General features: G+C 63.5%; 17 protein-coding genes. 12 read left to right on the forward strand and 5 right to left on the reverse strand.

The features are described 5' to 3' along the window. The first annotated feature begins 16 nt into the window (after window positions 1-16). From cyoB to ELS24_RS24835, 4 genes are read left to right on the forward strand one after another with little or no spacing between them, the layout of a single operon-like run. Window positions 17-2,020 carry a cytochrome o ubiquinol oxidase subunit I gene (cyoB, locus tag ELS24_RS24820; protein WP_050445412.1) on the forward strand — a complete coding sequence of 668 codons (2,004 nt, stop codon included), beginning with the start codon at window positions 17-19 and terminating at the stop codon, window positions 2,018-2,020. After that, a complete protein-coding gene (cyoC, locus tag ELS24_RS24825) occupies window positions 2,013-2,654 on the forward strand; it encodes a cytochrome o ubiquinol oxidase subunit III (protein WP_127185617.1) in 642 nt (213 codons plus the stop codon). The genes cyoB and cyoC overlap by 8 nt, the downstream gene beginning before the upstream one ends. Continuing rightward, complete coding sequence (gene cyoD, locus ELS24_RS24830; protein WP_050445414.1) at window positions 2,651-3,061, forward strand: cytochrome o ubiquinol oxidase subunit IV; 411 nt, start codon at window positions 2,651-2,653, stop codon at window positions 3,059-3,061. Before cyoC ends, cyoD begins: the two co-directional genes overlap by 4 nt. Beyond that, window positions 3,061-3,846 carry an SURF1 family protein gene (locus ELS24_RS24835; protein WP_050445416.1) on the forward strand — a complete coding sequence of 262 codons (786 nt, stop codon included), beginning with the start codon at window positions 3,061-3,063 and terminating at the stop codon, window positions 3,844-3,846. The genes cyoD and ELS24_RS24835 overlap by 1 nt, the downstream gene beginning before the upstream one ends. Before the next feature lie 83 nt (window positions 3,847-3,929). Here ELS24_RS24835 and ELS24_RS24840 read toward each other — a convergent pair whose 3' ends face one another. The 3 genes from ELS24_RS24840 to ELS24_RS24850 all read right to left on the reverse strand — a co-directional run bounded on the left by ELS24_RS24840 (window position 3,930) and on the right by ELS24_RS24850 (window position 7,239). Beyond that, window positions 3,930-5,624 (reverse strand): nicotinate phosphoribosyltransferase, encoded by a 1,695-nt coding sequence (locus ELS24_RS24840; protein WP_127185618.1) that lies wholly within the window; start codon window positions 5,622-5,624, stop codon window positions 3,930-3,932. Between the two features lie 22 nt (window positions 5,625-5,646). Next, entirely contained in the window at window positions 5,647-6,489 is an 843-nt protein-coding gene (gene prs, locus ELS24_RS24845) for a ribose-phosphate diphosphokinase (RefSeq protein WP_127185619.1), read from the reverse strand. A gap of 96 nt (window positions 6,490-6,585) precedes the next feature. Then, window positions 6,586-7,239, reverse strand: a complete 654-nt coding sequence (locus tag ELS24_RS24850) for an NUDIX hydrolase (RefSeq protein WP_127185620.1) — start codon at window positions 7,237-7,239, stop codon at window positions 6,586-6,588. A 264-nt stretch (window positions 7,240-7,503) separates the two neighbouring features. Here ELS24_RS24850 and ELS24_RS24855 point away from each other — a divergent pair, with 264 nt between their 5' ends. Then, on the forward strand, window positions 7,504-8,613 hold the full coding sequence (locus ELS24_RS24855) for a porin (RefSeq protein WP_050445420.1): 1,110 nt from the start codon (window positions 7,504-7,506) through the stop codon (window positions 8,611-8,613). Between the two features lie 56 nt (window positions 8,614-8,669). On the opposite strand, the gene ELS24_RS24860 is transcribed toward ELS24_RS24855, so the two are convergent. Next, window positions 8,670-9,341 (reverse strand): ankyrin repeat domain-containing protein, encoded by a 672-nt coding sequence (locus ELS24_RS24860; protein WP_127185621.1) that lies wholly within the window; start codon window positions 9,339-9,341, stop codon window positions 8,670-8,672. 195 nt (window positions 9,342-9,536) lie between these two features. Between ELS24_RS24860 and ELS24_RS24865 the strand changes: the two genes are divergently transcribed. Both ELS24_RS24865 and ELS24_RS31110 read left to right on the forward strand, forming a co-directional pair. Continuing rightward, window positions 9,537-10,775, forward strand: coding sequence for a ParB/Srx family N-terminal domain-containing protein (locus ELS24_RS24865; protein ID WP_240669374.1), 1,239 nt, complete (start codon window positions 9,537-9,539; stop codon window positions 10,773-10,775). Between the two features lie 60 nt (window positions 10,776-10,835). Next, window positions 10,836-11,279, forward strand: a complete 444-nt coding sequence (locus ELS24_RS31110; RefSeq protein ID WP_198158128.1) for a gas vesicle protein — start codon at window positions 10,836-10,838, stop codon at window positions 11,277-11,279. Here the strand turns inward: ELS24_RS31110 and ELS24_RS24875 are convergent. Further along, window positions 11,276-12,085, reverse strand: coding sequence for a hypothetical protein (locus ELS24_RS24875; protein WP_127185623.1), 810 nt, complete (start codon window positions 12,083-12,085; stop codon window positions 11,276-11,278). The genes ELS24_RS31110 and ELS24_RS24875 overlap by 4 nt on opposite strands. A gap of 335 nt (window positions 12,086-12,420) precedes the next feature. On the opposite strand from ELS24_RS24875, the gene ELS24_RS24880 reads away from it, so the two are divergent. Genes ELS24_RS24880 through ELS24_RS24900 form a run of 5 tightly spaced genes read left to right on the forward strand, consistent with a single transcriptional unit; the run spans window position 12,421 to window position 21,220 of the window. After that, window positions 12,421-15,255: an ATP-binding protein gene (locus ELS24_RS24880; protein ID WP_332310589.1), complete on the forward strand. Its 2,835-nt coding sequence runs from the start codon at window positions 12,421-12,423 to the stop codon at window positions 15,253-15,255. A 2-nt stretch (window positions 15,256-15,257) separates the two neighbouring features. Continuing rightward, window positions 15,258-16,475, forward strand: a complete 1,218-nt coding sequence (locus ELS24_RS24885; RefSeq protein WP_050445424.1) for an EAL domain-containing response regulator — start codon at window positions 15,258-15,260, stop codon at window positions 16,473-16,475. 15 nt (window positions 16,476-16,490) lie between these two features. Continuing rightward, entirely contained in the window at window positions 16,491-19,787 is a 3,297-nt protein-coding gene (locus ELS24_RS24890) for a hybrid sensor histidine kinase/response regulator (protein ID WP_127185624.1), read from the forward strand. Window positions 19,788-19,842: 55 nt separating this feature from the next. Beyond that, on the forward strand, window positions 19,843-20,493 hold the full coding sequence (locus ELS24_RS24895; protein ID WP_050445426.1) for a response regulator: 651 nt from the start codon (window positions 19,843-19,845) through the stop codon (window positions 20,491-20,493). A gap of 31 nt (window positions 20,494-20,524) precedes the next feature. After that, the gene (locus ELS24_RS24900; protein ID WP_127185625.1) at window positions 20,525-21,220 is read left to right on the forward strand and encodes a pentapeptide repeat-containing protein; all 696 of its coding nucleotides are present in this window, start codon (window positions 20,525-20,527) and stop codon (window positions 21,218-21,220) included. The last annotated feature ends 21 nt before the right edge of the window (window positions 21,221-21,241 follow it).

Below are 21,241 nucleotides of genomic sequence, written 5' to 3' on the forward strand. Positions count from 1 at the left end.
TTACGCTGGAATCAAGATGCCTGATCAACCAGACCTCACCAAGCTGATCTTCGGTCGATTGACCTGGGACGCCATCCCCTTTCACGACCCCATTCTGCTTGCCACGTTTTTCGTGGTCGCGGTGGGCGGCATCGTGCTGCTGGGCTCCATCACTTACTACAAGAAGTGGGGCTATCTGTGGCATGAATGGTTCACCAGCATCGACCACAAGAAAATCGGGATCATGTATGTGATTCTGGGCATCGTGATGCTGCTGCGCGGTTTCGCCGACGCCATCATGATGCGCTTGCAGCAGGCCGTGGCCTTTGGCGATTCCACCGGTTATCTGCCGCCCCACCACTACGACCAGATCTTCACCGCGCATGGCGTGATCATGATCTTCTTCGTGGCCATGCCGCTGGTCACGGGGCTGATGAACTACATCGTGCCGTTGCAGATCGGCGCGCGCGACGTGGCTTTTCCGTTCCTGAACAATTTCAGTTTCTGGATGACGACAGGCGGCGTGATCCTGGTGATGATGTCGCTGTTCGTGGGCGAATTCGCGCGCACCGGATGGCTGGCGTATCCACCCCTATCAGGCATATTGCACAGCCCCGACGTCGGGGTCGATTACTACATATGGGCCTTGCAGATTGCCGGGGTGGGAACCCTGCTATCCGGCGTCAACCTGCTGGTCACCATCGTGAAAATGCGCGCGCCCGGCATGAAGATGATGCGCATGCCCATCTTTACATGGACCGCCCTGTGCACCAACGTGCTGATCGTGGCGGCCTTCCCGGTGTTGACAGCCGTGCTGGCGCTGCTGTCCATGGACCGCTACGTGGGCACCAACTTCTTCACGGCGGACTTCGGCGGCAACGCCATGATGTACGTGAACCTGATCTGGATCTGGGGCCACCCCGAGGTCTACATCCTGATCCTGCCCGCCTTCGGCATTTTCTCGGAAGTGGTGGCCACGTTCTGCCGCAAGCGCCTGTTCGGCTATGCCTCCATGGTGTACGCCACGGTGGTGATTACGGTGCTGTCATACCTGGTCTGGCTGCACCACTTCTTCACCATGGGGTCAGGGGCCAGCGTGAACTCGTTCTTCGGGATCACAACGATGATCATCTCGATCCCGACCGGCGCCAAGATCTTCAACTGGCTGTTCACCATGTACCGCGGCCGCATCCAGTTTGAAGTCCCCATGCTGTGGACGATGGGCTTCATGGTCACGTTTGTGATCGGCGGCATGACAGGCGTGCTACTGGCGGTGCCGCCCGCTGACTTCGTCCTGCACAACAGCCTGTTCCTGGTGGCGCACTTTCACAACGTCATCATCGGCGGCGTGCTGTTCGGGCTGATGGCCGGCATCACCTACTGGTTCCCCAAGGCCTTTGGCTACAAGCTTGACCCGTTCTGGGGCAAGTGCTCGTTCTGGTTCTGGCTGGTGGGCTTCTACGTGGCCTTCATGCCGCTGTACGTGCTGGGCCTGATGGGCGTGACCCGCCGCGTAAGCCACTTTGAAGACATGTCGTTGCAGATCTGGTTCCAGGTCGCGGCGTTTGGCGCGCTGCTGATCGCTTGCGGCATCGCCAGCTTCATCATCCAGTTGGTGGTCAGCTACCGCCGCCGCGACCAACTGCGCGACGAAACGGGCGACCCCTGGGACGCCCGCACGCTGGAATGGTCCACGTCGTCGCCCCCGCCCAACTACAACTTTGCCTTCACCCCGCGCGTGCATGACCTGGACGCCTGGTGGCAGATGAAGCAGCACGGCTACCAGCGGCCGCAGCAGGGCTTCATCCCCATCCACATGCCGAAGAACACCTGGGCCGGCGTGGTGCTGGCGGCCATCAGCGTGGTGATGGGCTTTGCGCTGATCTGGCACATGTGGCCACTGGCCGTGTTGTCTTTCGTGGCGCTGATCCTGGTGTCCATCATTCATACCTTCAACTACAAGCGCGACTACTACGTGCCGGCCGCCGAGGTCGTGCGCGAAGAAGACGCCCGCACGAGGTTGTTAGCGAAACATGTCTGATACCTTGGCCCCCACCCTGCAAGGCGGCGCCACGCCGCCCTTCGAGCCCGTGTTCTACGTCCCGGGCGAACATCACCCCAAGAACGGCACCCTGCTGGGCTTCTGGGTCTACCTGATGAGCGACTGCCTCATCTTTGCCTGCCTGTTCGCCGTCTATGGCGTGCTGGGCCGCAGCTACGCGGCCGGCCCGTCCGGCGCCGACCTGTTCGACCTGCCCCTGGTGGCGGTGAACACGTCGCTGCTGCTGCTGTCGTCCATCACCTACGGTTTCGCCATGCTGGAGATGCGGCGCAAGCGCATCGGCGCGACGCAGTTGTGGCTGGGCATCACCGGCATTCTGGGCCTGGGCTTCCTGGCGTTGGAAATCTATGAGTTCACGCACCTGATCCACCTGGGCGCGGGGCCGCAGCGCAGCGCCTTCCTGTCGGCCTTCTTCACCCTGGTCGGCACGCACGGCTTGCACGTCACCTTCGGCATCGTCTGGCTGGTGACGATGATGATCCAGGTGCGCCTGCACGGCCTGATCCCCGAGAACCGCCGCCGCCTGATGTGCCTGTCGCTGTTCTGGCACTTCCTGGACCTGATCTGGGTGGGCGTGTTCACCTTCGTGTATCTGATGGGAGTGCTGCCATGAGCTCGCACATGGATAACCTGGCAGACCGCGGCCACCATGGCCATGACCACCATGACGACCATGACGACGACGGTGCCAGCCACGGCACCGTGAAGAGCTACGTCACGGGGTTCATCCTGGCGGCCATCCTGACCGCGATTCCATTCTGGCTGGTCATGGACCGCGTGTTCGAGAGTTCCCGCACAACCGCCCTGATCATCCTGGCGTTCGCGATGGTGCAGATCGTGGTCCACCTTGTGTACTTCCTGCACATGGACACCAAGTCCGAAAGCGGCTGGAACATGTTGGCGTTAATATTCACGCTGGTGCTGGTCGTAATCACGCTCAGCGGATCAATCTGGATCATGTATCACTTGAACGCCAATATGATGCCCATGTCCATACACGACATGCGGAAAATGCCCTGATGGCCGCAGTAAAAGACAACACATTCCGCGACACCCCCCGTAAACCGCGCAGCAAAACCACCCTGGTCATCCTGGGGGTGGTGGCTGCCGCGCTCTTTGCGGGCTTGTGCGCCCTGGGAACCTGGCAGGTGCATCGCCTGGCCTGGAAGCAAGAGCTGATTGCGCAGGTGAAACAGCGCGCGCATGCGCCCACCGCGCCGGCGCCGGGCAAGCCGGACTGGCGCGGCCTGACCGCCGGCAATGCCGAATACCGCCACGTAACGGCAACCGGCACCTTCCAGTACGACCGCCAGACGCTGGTGCAGGCGGCCACCGAACTGGGCAGCGGCTATTGGGTCATGACCCCCTTGCAACTGGCCGATGGCGGTGGCACGGTGCTGGTCAACCGTGGTTTCGTGCTGCCGCAATGGCGCAAGAATCAGGCGGCGTCACCTCCGCCGCCCGCCGCCGACGCGCGCGTAACCGGGCTGCTGCGCATGGGTGAGCCAAGCAGCGGTTTTCTGCGCAACAACGATCCGGCCGCCAACCTCTGGTATTCGCGTGACCTGCCCGGCATCGCCAAGGCCCGTGGCCTGACCGACGTGGCGCCCTACTTCATTGATGCCGACGCCGCGTCCAGCCCCAGCCGCGACCCGGCCCAAGCCCCTGTCGGCGGGCTGACCGTGCTGACCTTCCCGAACAACCATCTGGTCTATGCCATTACCTGGTATGCCCTGGCGCTGATGATTATTGTTGGCGTGGTGATCTTCGTGCGCGAAGAAAAGCGCGGGCGCGGCAAGGGCTGACGCTAAACCGGCAAATAAAAGCCGCGCTACCCGTCATGGGCAGCGCGGCTTTTTTATGAGCCGCTCAGCGAGTCAGCAGCGGTTCAACGTTGCGGCCAGACAATGCTGCCCGGCTCGGGGCAGACCCAAGACCCTTGCAGCCGTTCGCGGATCTGCGCCAGGTTCTGCTCAAGCAGCAACTGGCCATCGCGAAACACCGGCACCAGCGCGCCGCCCGCGGCTTGTTCGGGCGTTTGCTGGTCATGCAGCACATACCCCGTGGCGGTTTCTTCCACCCGCAGCAAACCCTTGGCCGAACGCTTCACGCCGGAATCCGTCACCGGGTCCTTCACCAGTTCTTCAGGCACGCCATTGACTTCGGCATACGTCGCCTTCAACGCCCAGCCAAAGCTGTCGCGCGTCAGGTACTGATAGGTGTAGGAGCCGATGCCCAGCACCACGTTGCCGGACGCAAAGCCCTTGCGCTCAAGCCGAACCAGAATGTCGCGGCCACGCGCCAAGGTGATGGAATCGCCGTAGATCAGGCCGACGTGCGGGTCCAGCAGCTTGTAGCCGCGCTCGGTCACCACCCCGCCGAAGAGATCCCACAAGCACTGCACCGCGCCCTTGACCTCGGCCTCGCGCAGCGTTTGCGTGGCGTGGGCCTTGTCGTCCAGCAGCCAGTATTGGCCGGTGGTGGCATCGCGCACGGCCTCGAAACCGTCACGGCGGGCGGCGGCCAGCGCGTCGCCATCGTCCACGCTGGACACGTCGATGCAGAAATAGCCCGTCAGGATCTTCACGGGGTCGCCGGAATCGGGGCGGAACACCACCTTGGCATTGCCGAAGGCGTCAGGCTGGCGCGCCAGGATCTCGGGCTTGAGCGCGGCGGCAAAATCCGTCACCACCTGCCAGAAGTCCCAGGTGTCCGACACCACCGACACGATGCCCGCCGGGTACACCTGCGTGACCAGACGGCGGATGGTCTCGATCTCGCCTTCCTTGCTGCCCAGACACATCACCGAGTGCTCGGTGGCCGGCACCGAGCCGCCAACCAGTTCGCGGTCGGAGTCGGCGCCGTAGATGTCTTCCAGATAATCAATGGCGGGAATTGTGTCGGTGCCGGTGAATGACAGCAAGTGGCCCGCGCCGCTCTTGCGGGCGTCGTACAGGCCCGACATGCCGCGCATGGAAAAGTCGTGCCCCTGCCAGTTCACGAAGTCCATCGGGCTGCCGGTCAGGCGCGCGAAGTACGTCAACAGCTTGCGATATTCAAAGGCGATGGTGGCCACCGTGGACGGCTTCCAAGATTCGCAGCTGAACAGGGTTTCGATATACGTCACCAGCCAGGCAAAGTCGGGGTGCGTGTTGATGAAGGTGACGGGCGGCACGCGGATATCGACGCGGGCGCCTTCCGGCACGGAACGGATTTCCAGCGGCAGATAGCCCAGCTCGTACAAGGCCTGCAAGTGGTCCACGGTGACCGCGCCCTTGCCCAACGCGTTATCCACCCGGCGCTGATACTGGCGTACGGCGGCGCCTGCCGGCTTGCCGAAGAATTCGCGGTTGAACAGATCAATCAGGATTTCCTTGATGAAGCCTTGCAGGCCGAACCAGACGATCTTGTCGTCGAACAGTTCAGGCAGCACCGGGGCCAGACGCGCCGAACGCGGCGTGAAGTTGGCCAGGATCTTGTTGGTGCCCTTGGGGTACTGGAACGGGTGGCCGGTCTTGTAGAAGTCCGCTTGCAGGAAGGGGTTGATGCCGTTCTTGACGGTGAGGGGTTCGGGAGCATTCATGGTGCGGGTTCCTTCCAGACTTTCAGTTTTCAATGTTGACGAGCACCGGCGCGTTCGCGCCTTCGGCGTCCGTCCAGTCATAGGCGGTGTAGATGCCGGCGTAGCGGGCGTTCAGCTCGGCCAAGCCCTTGCTGAAGATGCCGTGCGTGACATACAGGTAGAGCGGCTGGCGGGTCTTTTCGCCCAGGGCGGCGGCCAGTTCCAGGAACGTGCGGCCACCGTCGCAGATGTCGTCCACCACCAGCACGGGCTGATCGGGAATATCGTCCGGCACGCGCGTTTCAGTGATGCGGCCGGTCTGGGTGTCGCGCACCTTTTCGGCGTAGCGAACCTGCGCCACGCCCAGCGTCTTGGCCAAGGCCTGCACGCGCTTGCGGGCGCCGGCGTCCGGGGCCATCAGCGTGACGCCCTGCGCGAAGGCGGGCGCGGCCAGCGCGTTCTTCAGGAATGCGGCGGCGTCCACCACGCGCAAACGCTGCAACAGCGCGGGGGTCACGTCGCTGTGCGGTTCCACCACGGTCACGGTGGCGTATTGCTGATCGTTGATCAGCTTGCAGAACACCGCCGCGCCCAAGGCTTCGCCGGGGTTGCAGACGCGGTCCTGGCGCGCGTACGGCACATAGGGCATGTCCAGGTGCACCGGCACTGCCGGGTTCAGGCGGCGCAGGGCGTCCGTCAGCATCAGCAATTGCATGACGTCGTTGGCCGACTTCAACAAGGCGTGGATACGGAACGCGCTGGCCGCATCGGCTTGGGCCCGCAAGTTGGCCGGCACCGTAACCTGGCTTTCGCCGCCGGGAAATACAAACGCAGCCGGCGTGCCGGTGATGCGTTGTCCTTCTACTACCGCAGTGATGGTGAACATGATCAGCCCTTAGTGGCACTTTAAAACTAAGTGAGGCAAGTATAGATCTACTTATTATTTATTTGCAACTAAGTAGTGAATGGACGTCGCCCGGTGCTAGCCGACGCTACGGTCGAACAAGGTGAAGTCCTTCAGGCGATACAACTGCGCGGGCCGCTGCGCGCCCCCAACCTGTTCGCCTGTGGCTTCCAGCACGCCCCACGCTTCCATCTTGCGGCGGAAGTTCGACTTTTCCAGCCGAGTCTGCAAGATCGCTTCGTAGGTGTGCTGAAGCTCCGTCAGCGTGAAGCGTTCGGGCAGCAGAAAAAAGGGCAAGGTGGAATAACTGGACTTGCCACGCAGACGGGCGACCGCGGCCGCGACGATATCCGCGTGGTCAAAGGCCAGCGGCGGCAGCGCGTCCACGCTGACGAAACGAAAGTCGGCTTGCGTGGCGGCTTCCAATTCCGCCGCCGGCACCAACGCCACGTAGGACACCGACAACGACCATTGTCGCGGGTCGCGGTCTTTGCCGGAGAACACCTGCAACTGTTCCAGGTAGCGCGGTTCAAAGCCGGTCTTTTCCCGCAGCACGCGGCGGATGCTGGCTTCGGTGTCGCGGTCTTCGTCCACATGCACCACGCCGCCCGGCAAAGCCATGGCGTTCTTGAATGGCGCGCGGTCGCGCTGGTGCAAGGCAATTTCCAGGGCGCCCGCCCGCAAGGTGAGCAGGACGGCGTCGACGGTGACAAGAGGCAGTGGATAGTCCACGGGCGAGTTCCATGAATGCAGCTTCGGGGCAAGATGCCACTATCAGGTGACGCGGTCAATCGCGATCACCATCGCCCCGTTTCATCAGCCTGATTTTTGGATATTTCGTCCCCGTTTCTTAAGCGAAATAGCCAGAAAATCCCGCCTGATGTCAGGCAAATAGCGCGAATGTTCTACACTTCCGGTCGGGAACACCGCCTGGCTTCATGCCCGGCGTGCTGTTCCCTTTGTGTTTTCCAACCTTAATTCCCAGGAGTTCCCCGGATGAAAAAGACGCTGCTCGCCGCCGCAATGCTGACCGCTTTTACAGGCATTGCGCAGGCAGAACCGTCAGTCACCCTCTATGGTGTCATCGACACCGGCATCGGCTACAACAAAATCAAGGGCGACGGCTACAGCGGTAGCAAGCTCGGCATGATCAACGGCATCCAGGCCGGCTCCCGCTGGGGCCTGCGCGGATCCGACGATCTGGGCGATGGCCTGCGCGCCGTCTTCAAGCTGGAAAGCGGCTTTGATTCCGCCAACGGCCAACGCGGCCAATCGGGCCGCCTGTTCGGCCGCCAAGCCACCATCGGTTTGGCCAACGACGCCTGGGGTTCGATCGATTTCGGCCGCCAGGCCACCATCGGCTCGAACTACCTGGCCGACATCGACCCCTTCTACACCAGCTACACCCAATCGAACCTGGGCCTGGGCTTCAGCGCGGCCAACACCATGCGCTGGGACAACATGGTGATGTACCGCACGCCGTCTGTGAATGGCTTTGAATTCGGCATCGGCTACTCGTTCAACGCCGACGACACGACCGCCGACCAGACGGGCTTTCGCACCGCCGACAACACGCGCGGCATCACGGCCGGCCTGCGCTACGTGCAAGGCCCGCTGAACGTGGCGCTGACCTACGACCAACTGAACGGCTCCAACCGCAGCACCACCATCGACAACGACGCCACGCCGCGCCAATACGCGCTGGGCGTGTCCTACGACCTGGAAGTGGTGAAGCTTGCCGCCGCCTATGGCCGCACCACCGACGGCTGGTTCGTGGGCCAGGACCTGCCGGCCGGCACGCCCTTCAGCGACGAATTCGGCACCAACCGCTTCGTGAACGGCTTCAAGGCCAACGCCTACATGCTGGGCGCGACCTTGCCGACCGGCGCGGCCGGCAGCCTGTTCGCCTCGTGGCAGCACGTGGCCCCGTCCAATGACAAGCTGACGGGCGGCGACGCCAACATGAACGTCTACAGCGTGGGTTACACCTACGACCTGTCCAAGCGCACCAACCTGTATGCCTACGGTTCGTATGGCACGGACTACGCGTTCATCGACGGCCTGAAGAGCACCGCCGCGGGCGTGGGCATCCGCCACCAGTTCTAAGCGGTTTGGCTAGCGGGACCCGCCGTGCAAGCCTGTACGGCGGGTCCCGCTTGCGTTCACCGTGCCTGCGCGCGTTCCAGCAGTTGCACGATTTCCGCCTGCCCGCGCTGCCGGGCGTGTTGCAGCGGAGTCCGGCCTTCGCGGTCGGCCAGATTTACATCGGCGCCAGCCGCGATCAGCAACGCAACAATCGCCTGATGCCGCGGGCCGCCGTCGCTCAGGATGATGGCCTCAAGCAGCCCCGTCCACCCCAGCCGGTTCACATGGTTGGGGTCCACGCCAGCTTGCAGCAGCGTCCTGACCACATCCACATGCCCACGCTCGCAAGCCGGAATCAGCGCCGTGCCGCCGTACCGGTTGGTGCTGCGTAAATCAGCGCCGTGGCGCAAGGTCAGTTCAAGGATCTCGCGATACCCCTGGGCGCCCGCCAGCAGGTAGGCGCTGTCCTGCATGCGATTTTGCGCGTTCACGTCCGCGCCCGCCTCGATCAGCACGCGCGCCGTTTCCACTTGATTGCCTTGCGTCGCGCGCAACAGCGCGGTATTGCCCTCGGCATCGCGCCCATCAAGCGGCACGCCCTGCGCCAATAATTCTTGTACGCGCGCGGTTTCGCCTTGTGCGGCGGCCTCCCGCAATTGCGCGGCTGGGTTTTCGGCGGCGCCCGCTTGTGCGCCCAAGGCGCCCAGCACGAAGACGAAGCACGCGCGCCAGTGTCTGATGGTAGCCATTGCCCTTATCCTCCCGTCTGAATCAAGGCCCGATTATGGACAAGCCCCCCGCCATTGGGAAACCTGTACCCGCCATTCCGGGCGGTGCAATACGGAAGAAACACGCTCCAGTCATGATCGGATACTTTTCGCTTGCAACGTCGCCCCTGGCTTATGACTCCTGATTCCGCCCGTTTACTGCCCCGCCTTCCGCTCATGCGCCTATTGGCCGCGATGTTGCTGCCGCTGGCGCTTGCCGCTTGCAACGGCGGCGGCGATGATGCTCCGCCCGTCGAGCAAGCCGCGCCTGAATCCCAAGCGCCCACGCGCAACCCTGCCTACCTGAACACCAAGGCCGGGGACGTCATCCAGGTGCGCATCGAGGAATTGCGCCCAACGCAGGCCGCCATCGGCTACGACCAGATCTACTACAAACTGGGCCGCTGGCAAGGCGATTTCAACCGATCCTGGGCGGGCGACGACGCGCGCAAGCTGGACTACCTGAACCGCACCGTTGGCAAGAAATTTGACGACTACTGCGAAGACATGGGCGGCACCGAGCGCGCCGCCGCGTTCGCCGATCTGGCGGCAGCCCAAGCGGCGCGCCTGGACGCCCCCAGCTCCTTCACCTGCCTGGACGCGCCCGGCACGCACACCGAAAACTTGAAGACAGTGGTGGTCGGTTGGGACGGCAACCTGTACCTGACCGACGGTCATCACACGTTCTCATCGCTGCGCGAGATTTTCGATGGCGGCCCCAAGCTGCCCGTCTGGGTCAAGGTGGACGCCAACTATAGCGACCTGCCGACCGCCGCCGCGTTCTGGCAGCGCATGGTCGACGAGCGCCGCGCCTGGTTGCGCGACGGCCAGAACCAGCCCATTACCGTTGACCAGCTACCCAGCCGCCTGGGTCTGGCCAGCGCCGACGAAGCCGGCGGCATGCAGGAAGACCGCTACCGCTCGCTGGTCTACTTCACCCGCGACATCGCGTACGAAAACGGCAACCTGCCGGAGTTCGCGGAATTCCTGTGGGGCGACTGGTTGCGCCGGCAAGTCGTGGCAGGCGGGCTGCCCGCGCTTGACCAGTACCACATGGCCGCGCCCGCCACGCCTGCGCAGATTCTGGCGGTCAGCACGTTCAATGCCACGCTTGTGCCCGGTGGCGCGAACGACAGCTATGCCGCTGCCGTCCGCGATGCCGCATTGAAGATGGGTGCGCTGGCCGATACCGACATCGTGTTCGACGATCGGCAGGCCGCCAGCCTGGGGCGTATTCCCTTGGCGGCAAACGTGGTCGCGGGGGTATCCATCAAGGACCAGCGCGACACGCTGGAAGAGCTGCCGCGCGTTGATGTGAAAGGCGACGGCTCGCCACGCAACGCCGGCAAGCTCTGGTTCGCCGTGAATTACCGCGCTTGCGGCAAACCGGCGGCGGGCACGTGTTGGGGTTGGTAGGTATTTTTCGCGTGATTCGAGTATCTTGTGCGTCTTCCACGACCTTTTCAAGACACCACCATGCCCATCGAACCTTCCATTGCCAACGCCAGTTCCACGCCGAGCGCCGACGCCTTTCTTCAATTCCTGGTCAACCTTGTGAACAACGGCAGCCAGCTTGAAAGCATCGGCGTCACGTTGCAGATGGGCGGCATGCTGGTGTCGGGATCCATCGTGTCGGGTGCGGAATACTTCGACCGGTTCGCCGCCAGCTTCACGGGTTCGCTCAGCGCCTTGGACGCCGACACGCGAGAAGGCGTACATCGTTCGCTTGCAGAATTGGGCGACGTTTTCCGCGTGCCTCAGCCGGTGGATCCGCTGCCCAACTACATCCACCTGGCCGACGCCTTGTTCTTCATGGCCGACGGCACGCCGGTTGCAGGGCAGCCGACGCTGTGGCGCGGGCGCACAAGTTCCGTGGATGGTTTCATTCTGGGCCGCCTGCAATCCGAAGCAAGCAGCTAGGTACTTTCAACGCCGGCAAAGCGTGTGGTGGATGCATTGAAAGACCGCCATGCGTTGCTGTCGGCCTGAAGCCAGATGCCCAGGCATTCAGAACTGAGCGGCGCGGACAAGGCGCCGCCGCGGAATAGAAGATCGCTGTGCAAGCGCATCCAGGCGAAATCCCGGATGTCTTCAACGCCGCCGGCCACCACCTGCAGGTTGGCGCTCCAGGCGCGTTCCATCAAGGTGAAGAAGCGGCCCTGCAGCGCGCGGTTTTCGGATAGGCCAAGCGGGACCTGAACATGCAGGCCGTCGGCACGCAAGGTGCCATGGCCCGATGGCTTGCTTCGACTGGAGCAAGGGAGCAGGCGGGCGCGCAGACGGGCTTGGAATTCCGGGTAGCGCGCCAGCACTTCGGCGTGGTCCGACAGGCGGTCCGTCAAGGGCAAGGTGAAGGTGAGCCGCTTGGCGGGAATCAGCAACGGCGGGGCGTCGTCGTAGCGCGCATGCTTGTTCACCCATACCGAACTTTCCATCAGGCCGATGCCCAGCTCGCTGCACAGGCGTTCGGCCAGGTCGCCGGTTCCGCGCACATCCAGCGCGTGCTCGTAGGACAGTTCGATGGGGGTTTTGAAGTGCTTGAAGAAGGCCACGCCGGCCAGCAAGCCCGCGCCCATTCCGACGGGATTCAAGCCGCTCCAGGGGGAGGGCCGGCAACGCCCTATCACGGCGTATTCATGGACTTGACCCTGCGCCGTGAATACGGGCTGAAAGCGCAGCGTGATGGACTCTTCGGACAGAGCCCAGGAACGGGCGTCGTCTTTCATGGCGTGACCCGAAGGTTGAGGTGCGCAGGAGGGCGGATCCGGGTCAATATCATGCTGTTCTCGATTAACGTCTGACCGCCGTGGTGGCGCAAGCCACCGGGCGAGTGAACCCGCCGCGCTGCAGCATCTTGGCGAAGTCCGGTATCTCACGAATAGTGCCCAACGCCGCCGGCCAAAAGAACAAGAAATTTCTTAAATCCCCCGCTCAACCACGCACGCGCGACACGGTTTTCCCCGGCGTTCCCGAACCATATTTGGGGCGCTATTCACCCCGCGTTTACGTTCCACCCACTTTGAGATTCTTCTTATTCTCTGGGTAAGCAGGTGTTTCTACCATGCGTCCAATGCTGGTAGAAGACCATGGCGCTCCCGCCCTAGAACCCCAGGCCGCTCCGCGCGCCGCCTCGTTGTTGCTGCACTTTCTTGCAGTGGCGCTGCTCGTCTGCATTGCGGCCGGCGCCACCCTTTACCTGTATTGGGCGTTCAGCAATGTGGTGTCCAACTATCGGCGCCACATGAATGCCGCTGCCTACGAAGCGCAGCACTTTTTCGACCAGCGCGAATCCCTCTTGCGCTCAATCTCCGCGTCCGCGGTGCGCAACACCAACCAAGATCCGATCAGTAAGACGCCCACCCATTTCGGCAAGACCGGCCAGGTGGAAGTGCTGCCGCTGCAAGAAGGCCCCGACGCCTACGACTGGGCGCTGGTGCTGACCCCGCGCGACTTGCGCCGCGTTGCCCAAGCCAACACCCGCATCGTCTACAGCGCGCTGCGCCATGCCAGCACCGTGCCCGTTGGGTCGCATGACCAACCTGCCTCGCCGGGCATTGCCCCCACCATCCAGCAATGGCTCGCCCTGACCCTGGCTGACGTGCAGACCCGCGCGCCCACCAAGGGCCTGCCCCCCATCGTCTGGCTGCATCCGCCGCACGACACCGTCAAGCGCCTGTTCCTCTTCACGCCCCTGGATGCCGTGCACCCGGAAGCCGCCTGGATCGGCCTGGAGGTCCAGGGGGTGGAATCGGCCATCAGCGCGCCTCGCTCGGGCGCGGGCGACTACGTGCTGTTCGACGAAATGAGCCGGCCGGTACTGCACAGCGCCGGCGTCGGCACAACCAATCGGGCCTTGCCGCACACCACCCGGGAAGATGCGTTCGGTCTGCAGGGACAGGGTTGGTTGCCCGACTACCTGGTGCTGAGCAAATCGGTCGGCGACGACGGCTGGCGGCTGGTCTACTACGCGCCCATGGCGCACGTCCTGCGTGACAACGCCCTGGCCTTCCAGACCGCGGCCATTGCCTCCTTATTGCTGATCATCACGGTCATCTTGCGAGTGCGCTACATCCGCCGGCGCCTGGTCTTGCCCGCGTTGCGCCAATACGAGGCGCTGGCCGACAGCGTGTCGCTTAACCGCAAACTGATCGAAGTGGCGCCCGTGGGCCTGTGCCTGCTGCGGCGTTCGGACCGCGCGGTCGTGTTGTCCAACGACATGGCGCGCCGCTGGTTCCAGGGCACGCCGGGCTGGCGCACCGACATCCTCTCAACCCACGGCGAAGAGGCTGGCCGCGAACACCGGCTCAACGACGGCCGCACCGCCTACCTGAGCTTTGCCCCAACCACTTACCGCGGCGAAGCGGTTGTGCTGTGCGGCATCAGCGATATTTCCGCGTTGAAGCGGATCGAGCATTCCCTGCTGCAGGCCAAACGCGACGCCGAAGCCGCCAACCAGGCCAAGACGGTGTTCCTGACCACCATGAGCCACGAGATCCGCACGCCGCTATACGGCATTCTTGGCACGCTGGAACTGTTCTCGCTGACGCGCGTCAGCGGCCAGCAGGCGCAGTACCTGGAAACCATCCAGCAGTCGTCGGCGACGCTTTTACGCACCATCAACGACACGCTGGACCTGTCCCGTATCGAGGCCGGCCACACCGTGCTTGAACGCGCGCCCTTTTCCCCCGTTGAACTCTTGAACAACGTCGTGGCCAGCTTCGCGGCACGCGCCCACGCCAAGGGCGTGCGCAGCTATGCCGTGGCCGACCCTGACACGCCGCCGGCGGTAATCGGCGACGCCACGCGCATCCGCCAGATTCTCGACAATCTTGCCAATAACGCGATCAAGTTCACCGATTCCGGGCAGATCGTATTGCGCCTGAAGGTCAACAGCCGCAACCGCGAAAGCGTCGACCTGTGTTTCCAGATTGCCGACACCGGCGCGGGCATTGCGCCGGAGCATCAGGCCCGCTTGTTCGAACCCTATTACCAGGTGGATGCCGACAACTGCGTGACCTTGCCCGGCACCGGCCTGGGCCTGTCGATCTGCCGAAGCCTGTCGGACATGATGAACGGCAGGCTCAACGCGGTCAGCGAACCCGGCCTGGGCACCAGCATCACCTTTGAAGTCCGCTTGCCGCTTGCGCCCGAAGCGCTGGAGACGGCTTTCCCCGAGCTGGAAAGCACGGTCGTCTACGTACAAGGCGCGGTGCCAGAAATCGTCCACAACCTTTGCGACTGGTTGCGGCGCTGGGGCGCGGTCGGGCTGCCCTACCCCGCCAGCGGCGTGGTGCCTACCGAACCCGCGGTGCTGTTGCAGGCGTGGCCGCATGCGCAGAAGATCGCCAACTGGATCGGCCCGCAGGTCATCGTCCATCCGCCGGGCCTGCGTCCGCGCGTCGAAGACAGCCACCGCAACTGGTTCGCCAGCGCCTACAACCTGGCAGGCATCAACCATGCGGTGCAGCTGGCCCAAGGCGGCGCGGCCCGCAGCACGGCGTTCGACTCCAAGGCGGCGCCGGAAGTGCTGGGCTTGCGGATATTGGTCACGGAAGACAACCCCATCAGCCAACTGATCCTGCGTGAACAACTTGAGCACATGGGTTGCACCGTGGTCTTGGCCGGCAACGGCCAGGAAGCACTGAACCTGCCTGACCTGATGCATTTCGACGCCGTGCTCACCGACCTGAACATGCCCTTGGTCGATGGCTACGAACTCACGCGCATTTTGCGAAAGCGCGGCTACGACCGGCCTGTTCTTGGGGTCACCGCCAACGCCTTTCCCGACGAGCAGCGGCGCGGCATGAATGCGGGCATGACCAGCTTGCTGGTCAAGCCCCTGCCTCTGAGCATCCTGCGCCAAACGCTGCAAACGGTTAAAGAACTCCGGAGTTGACAATGCTTTCCGTGTACAAGGTCTTGGTCCTTGACGACCATGCGTTTCAATGCGCGCAAATACGCGGCCTGTTCCTGGAGGCGGGCTTTGGGCACGTCGACATGGCGAATTCGGCGCATGAGGCACTGGAGATGGTTCGCCTGCATTCTTACCAGTTGGTGTTGATGGACCTCAACATGCCTGGCATGGACGGCGTGCAGTTCATCCACGAACTGGCCCGGCTGCAATGCAACCCGATGCTGGCGATCACCACGGCGTGCTCGCGCCGCATCATGAACAGCGTCAGCCTCATGGCCAAGGAAAAGGGGCTGTCGGTGATCGCGGCCCATACCAAGCCGGTTACGCGCGAACACGCTCTGGCGCTGGCCCGGCGGTTGCGCAACGAACGTCTGGATGGCGCGTTGGCGCCCACGCTGCCTTTGCCGTCCACGCCCCTGTTTGACCGTCGCACACTTGAAAAAGCGCTGTCGACCGGCCGGATCCAGGCGTGGTTCCAGCCCAAAAAGGCATTGGCGACGGGCAATATCGTCGGGGCGGAAGCGCTTGCGCGCTGGCATCACCTTGAATTCGGCTTCATGCTGCCGGCCTCGTTCCTGGGTGCGGTACGCCATCATGGGCTGGACCACGCCCTGCTCATCCGGATGCTGGACGACGCCCTGGCCGCCTATCTTGATTGGCGCCGCCTGGGGTTCAGAATGCCGGTGTCGGTCAATCTGCCCACCCGCCTGCTGGATCAACCTGACTTGCCCGACCAGCTTTACAATCTGGTCGCGCAGCGCGGTGTGCCCTTCGAAGATGTCACTTTCGAACTGCTTGAAGACGAAACCACCTCGGTGCCCGGGCACTACTATATGGGCGCAAGCCGCTTGCGCTTGAAAGGCTTCGGTCTGGCGCAGGACGATTTCGGCAAAGGATACAACTCGATGTATACCCTGATCTCCACGCCGTTCACCGAGCTCAAGATCGATCGCGCCTTTGTCAGCGGCGCCGCGGAAGACGAAGTGCGCGCCGCGGCCTTGTTATCCTCGGTACAGTTGGGTCGCCAATTGGGGCTGCAAGTCACCGCCGAAGGGGTGGAAAACACGAAAGACCTGGAGTTTTTGCGCAAGATCGGCTGTGATTTCGCCCAAGGCTTCCTGATATCCGCCGCCGTCAACGCCCATGACTTCACCGATTTGCTGGCTGACGAGCCCCGCCCCTACGCCACCCACCCGCTATAGGACCCTCGCCCGCGTATGCAGGAAACGCCGTTTAGCAGGATTGCACGTACCTCGCGCCGGCTGAATATCGCGCTGTTCGGCATTCTGCCCGTCGCGCTCATCATGATCGGCGCTCTGCTATGGGGCGCCCAGCGCATCATCAAGCAGGAAGAAGACCGCCTGTTGATGGACTTCGCCGTTCTTGTTGGATACATCCACGAGCAAGAAGGCTTTCTGCTGCAATTCCGCAAAGAGAACCAGCGCCTGGACGGCCGCGCCCCCATCGAAGACACCAAACTATCGACGCCGCTGGACTCGACCCGGCCGGGCCTGCGCATCTATCGCGGGCAACACGCGCTGGTGGCCATGCCGTTCTCGCTGTTCTGCAATTACCCGTCGGAATGCCCCGTGGCCAATAGCCCGGTATCGGCCGCGGCGGGCTACTTTGCGGATTTCTACAGCACCTACTGGGCGAATTCGTACTTTCCCGCGGCCGCCGCGTTCCTGATCAACAAGACCGACAGCCTGGGTATTGCGGTGCCGGCCATCAACGTCAAACCGGGCTATGGCGAGCCGCTCAGTGAAGACACCCTGCTGTTGGTCAATGACGCCGTGCGTGCGCGGCTGGCCTCGGCAACAACCGACGACGCCGCATCGGACGGGCAGATACAGTGGATCTCTCCGGGCGGCTTGCCGGATCGCATGATGGGGCTGCTGCACGCCGGCTTTTCCGGCACGGCCTGGACCAATCGCGGCGGCGGCAAGCCCGACGTCTACGTCGCCACGCTGCTTAGCCGCGCGCGTATCAACATCTATGATCGCGCCCTGCCCTCGATCCAATACGACGGCTTTTGGCTGACGCATCGGGACATCGGCCTGATGCTCGGTGAAGGGCCGCTGCCCGCCGCCGGCCACAGCGGCCTGAGCGCCACGCGCGACGGCCTGATCCTGCAGGTGTCGGACCCGTCCAGCATCTGGACCGCGTACTACCGCGTCAGCTATCGCAATTTTTTCGAAGACAACCTCTGGCTGCCGATCACCGCCGCGCTGCTGTTGCTGCTTAGCCTTGCCGGCGGCATCGGCTACCAGCGCTGGTACACCCGCCGCGTGATCGAGCCGGCGCAAAATGCCCACCGCGACATCGCCGAAAGCGAAGAATTCAACCGCACCCTGATCCAGACCGCGCCCATTGCGCTGTGCGTGCTGGCCCGCGCCAATGGTGACGTGCTGTTCGCCAACAGCCTGGCGCTGGAATGGCTGGGCGCGGCCACCGGGCAGGGCTTGCGCGACTCTCCCGCCGCCCGGCCGCTGCTGGACCAGGTGCTGACTGCCTCGGCGCCCGGCACCATTGAAACCTTCCACGCCGACGACGGCCGCCCCTTGTACGTGGCCTACTCGCCCACGCGCTACAAAAAGCAGGACGTGGTGCTGTGCGCGTTCGCGGACATCAGCGCGCGGGCCGAAATCGAACGTGCCCTGGCGCAGGCCAAACGCGATGCCGACAAGGCCAGCGAAGCGAAGTCCACCTTTCTGGCCACCATGAGCCACGAGATCCGCACGCCGCTGTACGGCGTACTGGGCACGCTGGAGCTCATGGGCATGACCGAACTGAACGCCGAGCAGCGCCAGCATCTGGAGCGCATCCAGAATTCGTCGGTGATCCTGCTGCAACTGATCAGCGACATCCTGGACATCACCAAGATCGAATCCGGGCAACTGGCGCTGGACTCCAGCCCGTTCCGGCCGCGTGAACTGGTGGAAAGCTGTGCGCGCTCGTTCGCCGCGCTGGCCAGGCAAAAAGGCCTGCTGCTCTTTGCCTGCGTCGACGGCTCGGTAGCACCCTGGGTCACGGGCGATGCCGTGCGCATCCGGCAGATTCTCAGCAACCTGCTCAGCAACGCCATCAAGTTCACCGAGTCTGGCCATGTCATCGTGCGCCTGCATGGCGCGGACCGGGCCGACGGCACGCAGGTGCTGGCCCTCCAGGTGGTGGATACCGGCATAGGCATCGACAAGGAAGACCAGGCCCAGCTTTTCAGCCCCTTCTACCAGATCGACAGCGCCAGCCATACCGTGCGCGGCGCGGGCATCGGCCTGTCAATCTGCGCGCGCCTGGCCAGGCTGATGGATAGCCACATCCGCGTCACCAGCGAACTGGGGCTGGGCAGCAGCTTTTCGCTGGAACTGGCCTTGCTGCCAGCCGACGGCCCCCCCGTGGACGAGCCCGACCTGCACGGCATCCGCATCTACGTGCGCAGCCCGCACCGCGAACTGACTGACAACGTTTGCCAGTGGCTGACCCGTTGGGGCGCCGACGCCCAGCGCGCGCCCGCCCCGCTGGGCCGCGGCGAACCCGACGACGTATTGCTGGACATCCTGGGTCCCACTGACGCCGCGCCCGCCAATTGGACGGGCCACTTCCTGTCGGCGGGCGATCCGCGCGAGTCAGCCGCCGGGGCGCCGGATCAAGTGGACGGACATGACCTGGACAGCATCGGGTTCGGCATTTCGCGCCTGCTGCGCGGCGACCCGCCCGTGCCTGCCGCCCCCGCCGCCAACCCCCTCATGGATCCGCTGGACCTGCGCGTGCTGGTGGCCGAGGACAACCCCATCAACCAGGCCACGCTGCGCCACCAACTGGAACAACTGGGCTGCACCGTCACGGTGGCCGGCAACGGCGCGGATGCGCTGTCGATGTGGAACATGGCCACCTATGACGTGCTGCTGACCGACGTCAACATGCCCAAGATGAACGGCTACGAACTCACGGGTGAACTGCGCTCGCGCGGCTACGCCCAACCCATCATCGGCGTGACCGCCAACGCCATGCGCGACGAAGAAGCCCGTTGCATGGCCGCGGGCATGAATTCCTGGCTGGTCAAGCCGATTGAACTGAGCGCCTTGCGCCGCCACCTGGGCGGTATCACGCGAGTGCGTGCCGACGCGATTGTGGCGTCCGATGTGCCGGAAGAGCCGGAAGAGCCAAAGGTGCCCGATGTGCCCGAAGAGTCACTCAACCAGGACAACTTGCCTGTCCCCGCCCACGCGGCGCCCGAGCCGCTGGTGCCCGAGAAGTACCGCCGTCTGTTCCTGGACACCATGGACGCCGACCTGGCGAATCTTGACCAGGCGATCACCCGCCGGGACGTAACGTCCGCGCTGCAAACCATGCACCGGATGCGAGGCGCCCTGGTGATGGTCAAAATGACAACCTTGTCATCCGACTTTCAGGCGATCGAGTCCAAACTCAGGCGCGACGGCGGAGACGATGAGGGCTTTCAAGAAGTGACCAGACTGACCCATGAGCTCAGGATCCTGCTGGCTCAAGTTTGAGTCTTGGTACAGAATGACCCCCACAACCTCCACGATTGCCCCACGGCGCCCCCGAATGGAACGACTCCGAATAGTCCTTGCCGACGACCATCCGCTGGTCCTCGCGGGCATGCGCGACTTGCTGGAAAAAGATCTCAGCGTTGAAGTCACGGCGCTGCTGGCCAGTCCGACCGCCTTGGTCGAACATTTGACCCACGACCTGCCGCATGTCGTCATCACCGACTACTCCATGCCCGGCGATGAAACCTATGGCGACGGCATCCGCCTGGTGAAATTCCTGACGCGGCGCTTTCCGAAAACGCAGGTGGTGGTGCTGACCATGGTGTCCAACCCCATGATCATTTCCGCCATGTATGACGCGGGCGTGGCCGCCGTGGTGCTCAAGCGCGACAACCTGGCCGAAATCGTCACGGCCCTGCACACGCTGCAAGCCGGCCGCAAGTACTATCCGCCCGGGTTCCAGCGGGACGGCACGGTGGATTCGCGCAGCAAATTCATCGGCGAACGCATCAACAGCCTGTCGCCCAAGGAATTCGAGGTACTGCGTCACTTCATCCGTGGCGAATCCATGATGCAAGTGGCCGAGACGCTCAAGCGCAGCGTCAAGACGGTCAGCGGCCAGAAGATATCCGCCATGCGCAAGCTGAACGTGCAGAACGACCAGGAACTGGTGGCGTTCTGCGTGGAAAGCGAAATTTTTCAATAGGTTTTCAGTAGGCAACCCCGAGACACCCCGCATGACGCAAGACGTATTTGAAGCCATCACCGGCCAGGAAGTAGACCGCCAGGCCATGCTGGCCCTGATTGACAACGCGGCCGGCCAGGCGCTGTCGTTCCAGGACTGCGATTTCCAGCACGCCGATTTTTCTCGCCTGGATCTGCGCGGCGCGCGCTTCACGGCCTGCGCCATTGCGGGCGCCTCGTTCCAGGGCGCCACGCTGGCCGACACCACCTGGCTGCGCTGCCGGGGCGGCCAGGCCAACTTTGCATCGGCGGACGCCAGCGACGCCACCTTCCAGAACTGCGATTTGAACAACGCCAAGTGGCACCGTGCGCGGCTGGCCGGCGCCCACCTTCAAGGCTGCAAGCTGACTGGTTCCGACTTCGACGGCATCGCCTGCCTGGGCTGGACCGTCGAAGAATGCCTGCTGGTCGGCGCGCTGCTGCGCGGCGTGTCGTTTCGCAAAACCAACATCATGCAGTTGGACTTTTCAGACGCCGACCTGGCCGGCAGCGATTTCCGCGACACCGTCTTCCACGGTGGCAGCCTGCGCAACGCCAATTTGAAAAACGTGCGCTTTGAAGGCGCCGACCTGCGCGAAGTGGACTTGAGCGGCATCGACCTGACCGCCGCCGCGCGGCTGGCCGGCGCCACCATTTCCAAGACCCAGGCGGCCACCTTGCTGGCCGAACTGCGCATCAGCGTGCTCTGACGCGCATTCGGATTCCGAGTT

The sequence above is a fragment of the Achromobacter spanius genome, from assembly GCF_003994415.1.
GTDB classification, from domain to species: domain Bacteria; phylum Pseudomonadota; class Gammaproteobacteria; order Burkholderiales; family Burkholderiaceae_B; genus Achromobacter; species Achromobacter spanius_C.